Annotated in this window: 4 protein-coding genes; 2 read left to right on the top strand and 2 right to left on the bottom strand. The window is 71.1% G+C overall.

Going from position 1 to position 5,274, the window contains the following annotated elements:
- Window positions 1–32: 32 nt before the first annotated feature.
- Entirely contained in the window at window positions 33–1,049 is a 1,017-nt protein-coding gene (locus tag KDL01_RS38855; RefSeq protein ID WP_212533728.1) for a LacI family DNA-binding transcriptional regulator, read from the top strand.
- Window positions 1,050–1,170: 121 nt separating this feature from the next.
- On the top strand, window positions 1,171–3,213 hold the full coding sequence (locus tag KDL01_RS38850; protein WP_212533727.1) for a glycoside hydrolase family 31 protein: 2,043 nt from the start codon (window positions 1,171–1,173) through the stop codon (window positions 3,211–3,213).
- A gap of 88 nt (window positions 3,214–3,301) precedes the next feature.
- Here the strand turns inward: KDL01_RS38850 and KDL01_RS38845 are convergent, their stop codons facing one another.
- Both KDL01_RS38845 and KDL01_RS38840 read right to left on the bottom strand, forming a co-directional pair.
- Entirely contained in the window at window positions 3,302–4,075 is a 774-nt protein-coding gene (locus KDL01_RS38845) for an ABC transporter permease (protein ID WP_212533726.1), read from the bottom strand.
- On the bottom strand, window positions 4,072–5,100 hold the full coding sequence (locus tag KDL01_RS38840) for an ATP-binding cassette domain-containing protein (protein ID WP_212533725.1): 1,029 nt from the start codon (window positions 5,098–5,100) through the stop codon (window positions 4,072–4,074). The genes KDL01_RS38845 and KDL01_RS38840 overlap by 4 nt, the downstream gene beginning before the upstream one ends.
- Between the last annotated feature and the right edge of the window lie 174 nt (window positions 5,101–5,274).

Below are 5,274 nucleotides of genomic sequence, written 5' to 3'. Positions count from 1 at the left end.
CGCCCCGCCCCGACCATCGAAGAGGCCCCAGTATGGTGACCCTGGCCGAAGTCGCCCGCCAAGCGGGCGTCTCGCCTTCCACGGTGTCCTACGTCCTGTCGCGCAAGCGCTCGATCTCGGACGAGACCCGGCGGAAGGTGGAGGCCGCGATCGAGGCGCTCGGATACCACCCGCATGCCGGCGCCCGTGCGCTGGCGTCGAACCGTTCCAACATCCTCGCCCTGATGATCCCGCTGCGCAGCGACATGTACGTGCCGGTGATCATGGAGATCGCCATGGCGGTCACCACCGAGGCGCGCGAGTTCGGGCAGGACGTGCTCCTGCTGACCAAGGACGAGGGCACCCAGGGGGTGCGCCGGATCGCCGGCAGCGGGCTGGCCGACGCGATGATCCTGATGGACATCGAACTCGAGGACGACCGCATCCCGGTGCTGCGTGAGACCGAGACCCCCGCCGTGCTGATCGGGCTGCCGGCCGAGTCGGCCGGGCTGGCCTGTGTGGACCTGGACTTCGAGGCCACCGGCGCCGCCTGCGTCGAGCACCTCGCCTCCCTCGGCCACCGCGACATCGCGCTGATCGGCGAGGGCGAGGGCGTCTACCAGCGCAAGACCGGCTTCGCCGCGCGGACCCTCTCCGGCTTCCAGAAGGCCGCCGCCGAACTCGGCGTGCGCGCGGTGCACCGCTCCTGCGAGGGCACCTACGAGTCCACCGCGGGCGTGCTCTCCCGGATCATGGAGGAGCGTCCGCACACCACCGGATTCGTGGTGCAGAACGAGGCGGCCATCGCCCCGCTGCTGAGCCTGCTGCGCCTGTCCGGCCGGGCCGTGCCCGAGGACACCAGCGTGGTGGCCATCTGCCCGGACCAGGTCGCCCTGCAGGCCTCGCCCCGCCTGACCAGCGTCTCCATCCCGGCCGACGAGATGGGTCGGCGCGCCGTGCGGCTCGCCATGGCCCAGCTCGACCCCACGGACGGCCCGCGCGAACCGATCACTCTGATCCCGCCGACGTTGAGCGTGCGCGAGTCCAGCGCGCCCGGCCCCGCGGCCTGAGCTGCGGCGGACCACGCCCCCCTACGGCACCACCGATACGACCGCAGCGCGCTCCGCGCCCCACCGGACGCCCGCCCCTGGCGGCGCGTGCTGCCCTCCGCCTACGAAAGGCCCTGCCGCCATGTCCGAGGAATCCCCGCTGGCCTCCCTCGCCCACGAGGTGGGCGAGTTCACGGCCCGACCCGGAGAGCCCGTCCTGGAGTGGACCGGCCGCCAGGAGACCCTGCGCATCGAACCCTGGGGCGAGAACTCGCTCCGGGTGCGCGCCAAGGTGGGCGGGCCGGTCCTCGAAGACCTGCCAGGCGCCCTGCTCGAGAGCCCGGCCGGCCAGCCCGGCGCCGGGGCCTGGGTGGAGCTCGGCCGCAGCTCGGCCACGATCGTCAACGGCGACCTGACCGCCACCGTCACCCCCACCGGTCGGATCACCTTCACCCGCACCTCCGACGGCACCGAGCTGCTGGCCGAGCAGGACGCGCACTTCTGGTGGCCCGGGCCGCGGCTGCGCACCGCGCACGGCAACGGCTACGCCCGCCTCGAGCAGCGCTTCGCCGCCTACCCGGACGAGCGCCTCTACGGCCTCGGCCAGCACCAGCACGGCCTGTACGACCAGAAGGGCGCCGTGATCGACCTGGTCCAGCGCAACTCAGAGGTCACCATCCCGTTCATGGTCTCCTCGCGCGGCTACGGCTTCCTGTGGAACACGCCCGCGATCGGCCGGGTGGAGCTCGCGCACAACGGCACCCGCTGGGTGGCCGACAGCGCCCGCCAGCTCGACTACTGGATCACCGCGGGCGACCCGGCCGCGATCCAGCGCGCGTACGCCTCCGCCACCGGCCACACTCCGGTGCTGCCGGAGTGGGCCGCCGGGTTCTGGCAGTGCAAGCTGCGCTACCGCTCGCAGGAGGAGCTGCTCGAGGTGGCGCGCGAGTACCACCGCCGCGGCATCCCGCTGGACGTCATCGTCGCCGACTTCTTCCACTGGACCCACCTCGGCGAGTGGCGCTTCGACCCGGCCGAGTGGCCCGACCCGGCCGCCGCGGTCGAGGAGCTCGCGAGCTACGGCACCAAGCTGATGGTCTCGGTCTGGCCCTCCGTCAGCCCGCTGTCCGAGTACCACTTCGACATGGAGCGCCGGGGCCTGCTCATCGGCACCGAGTTCGGCCCGGTCGCGCACGCCGACTGGCCGGACAAGGGCGTGGACCACCCGGTCCAGGTCGCCTTCTACGACGCGACCAACCCGAAGGCGCGCGAGTTCGTCTGGTCCAAGGTGCGCGAGAGCTACCTGGACAAGGGCATCGAGATCTTCTGGGCCGACGCCTGCGAGCCCGAGCTCAAGCCCGGCTACCCGGCCAACCTGCGCTACCACGCGGGCACGGGCCTTGAGGTCGGCAACATGTACCCGCGGGAGAACTCGCGGATGTTCTTCGAGGGCATGCGCGCGGCCGGCCGCGAGCACGTCGTCACGCTCAACCGCTCGGCCTGGGCCGGTTCGCAGCGCTACGGCGCGATCCTGTGGTCCGGCGACATCCACACCGACTTCGCCACCTTCCGCAAGCAGATAGCCGCGGGCCTGAACACGGCGCTGAGCGGAATCCCGTGGTGGAACACCGACATCGGCGGCTTCCACGGCGGCGACCCGTCCTCGCCCGAGTACCGCGAGACCATCGTGCGCTGGTTCCAGTTCGGCGCGTTCAGCCCGATCTTCCGGCTGCACGGCTTCCGCGAGCCGGCCGAGGCGTTCTCCCCGCAGATGTCCGGCGGCCCGAACGAGATCTGGTCCTACGGCGAGGAGGCCTGCGCGATCATGGCCGACTACATCGCCCTGCGCGAGCGGCTCAAGCCGTACGTGCTCTCGGTGATGCAGGAGGCGCACGAGACCGGCCTGACCCCGATCCGCCCGTACCTGGTCGAGTTCCCCGAGGACCCGAAGTCCTGGACCGTGGACGACGCCTACCTGTTCGGCCGTGACCTGCTGGTCGCGCCCGTGCTCGAGGCCGGCGCCCGCGCCTGGGACGTCTACCTGCCCAAGGGCGCGTCCTGGCGCGACGCCTGGACCGGCGAGGAGTACACCGGCGGCCAGACCGTCACCGTGCCGGCGCCGCTCGAGCGCATCCCGCTGTTCCTGCGCGACGGGGCGCAGCTCCCGATCAACCCCGAGGCCTAGCCGCCGCAGCACTCGACGCTAGGGAACGCCGTCGCCAAGGTGGGCTTGGCGACGGCGTTCACGCGTACCCGGCGGCCCGCGGCGCCGCCTACATCGACCTCTGATAACTGCGGAACGCCCGGGTGGAGAGCCACGCGCAGGCCACCATCAGCACCAGCAGATACCCCAGGTTCTCGAAGATCGGAGACCAGGCGGGGTTCGAGTCCAGCGCCCCGCGCCCGGCCACCAGGGTCCAGTTCACCGGGTTGTACCTGGTCACGTCCTGCATCCAGTGCGGGATGAGCGAGAGCGCCATGAACCCGGTGGAGGTGAACTGGAGCGGCATCAGCACGAAGTTCGACGCCGCGATGATCGACTCCTCGCGCCGCACCACCAGCGCGAGACCGTAGGAGAGCGCGCCGATCGCGGTGGCCAGCAGGTTGGAGGCGACCATGAGCACGAGCACGCCGAGCACCACGTTGTGATAGCTCGCCCCGACCGCCAGACCCATCAGCAGGATGATCGCGGCCTGGATCACGATCGAGAGCACCTGCACCAGCAGCCGCCCCACGATCAGCGAGGAGCGCGAGACCGGCGAGACCAGGAAGCGGTCGAGCACGCCGCGCTTGAGGTCGTCCAGGATCGCCATGCCGCCCCAGCCGGCGCCGAAGAAGGCCGACATGACCACGATCGAGGGCACCAGGTAGGTCTCGTAGTTGGCCGCGCCGAAATTAGGTAGTTGGGTTATGGACTTGAACAACTGGCCGAAGAGCAGCAGCCAGATCATGGGCTGGATCAGGGTGAAGGCCACGAACATCGGCTGGCGCAGGAACGCCCGGAACGCGCGGCCGGTCATGTACCAGGTATCGCTGAGCGCGTTCATCGCGCCTCCCCCTTCTTCTCCTGCCCGGCCCGCTCGGCCTGGGCGGCGGCCTCCTCGGCCGCGGTGAACGAGCGGCCGGTGTAGCGCAGGTACACGTCGTCGAGCGAGGGGCGCGCGACCGTGACGGAGGTCGCGCTGATCTCCACCGCCTCCAGCGCGGCCAGCAGCCCGGGCACCGCCCCGGCCCCGTCCCGGCTGCGCCCGCGCAGCACGAGCCCGTCGGCGGAGACGTCGGTGAGCCGGTCCGCGGCGGACGCGACCGACACCGCCTTCTCGGTATCCGAACCCTGAGCCAGCTCCAGCGACACCGCGTCGCCCTCGAGCTCGGACTTCAGGTCGTCCGGGGTGCCCTCGATCACGATCCGGCCCTGGTCCACGATGGCGAGGGAGCGGGCGAGCTGGTCCGCCTCCTCGAGGTAGTGCGTGGTCAGCAGGATGGTAAGCCCCTGATCCCAAGCCAGCGCCCGGATCTGCTCCCACATCTCGGACCGCGCCTCCGGATCGAGCCCGGTGGTCGGCTCGTCCAGGAACAGCACCCGCGGCGAGTGCACCAGCCCGAGCGCCACGTCCAGCTTGCGCTTCATGCCGCCGGAATAGGTCTTCACGAACCGCCGGCCCACCGAGCCGAGGCCGAACCGGTCGAGTAGATCGTCCGCCCGCCGCTCCAACTCGGCGCCGCGCAGCCCGTAGACGCGCCCCTGCAGCAGCAGGTTCTCCCGGCCCGTGGCCTGCACGTCCACGCCCGAGTTCTGCGCGATGCAGCCGATGGCCCGGCGCACCTGCCGCTGCTGGCGCACCACGTCGTACCCGGCCACACTCGCACTCCCGGACGTCGGCGCCGAGAGCGTGGTCAGCATCCGCACCAGCGTCGACTTGCCCGCGCCGTTCGGCCCGAGCAGCCCGAACACCGACCCGCGCGGCACCTGCAGACTCACCCCGCGCACCGCGCGGATCTCACCCTTGTACGTCTTCACCAGTTCCCTCGCGTCGATCGCGAGCTCCTCGGTGGCCGTGGAGGATCGCACGGCAGCCCCCTTCTATTCGCGCTATATCGCGTTTGGGAAACACGATATAGCTCAACCGCGCGGTGTCAAGGGTGTCAAGGGTCTGGAGCCCGGAACGGCAGGGGGGCTGCGCCCCGCGCACGCGCGCACCCGCGTTTCCTGCCACAGGGCTCTGCCTCAGCCCCGGTTCTGGTT

The sequence above is a fragment of the Actinospica durhamensis genome (assembly GCF_018139695.1).
Taxonomy (GTDB): domain Bacteria; phylum Actinomycetota; class Actinomycetes; order Streptomycetales; family Catenulisporaceae; genus Actinospica; species Actinospica durhamensis.
This window is presented reverse-complemented; position numbering and strand designations above follow the sequence as displayed.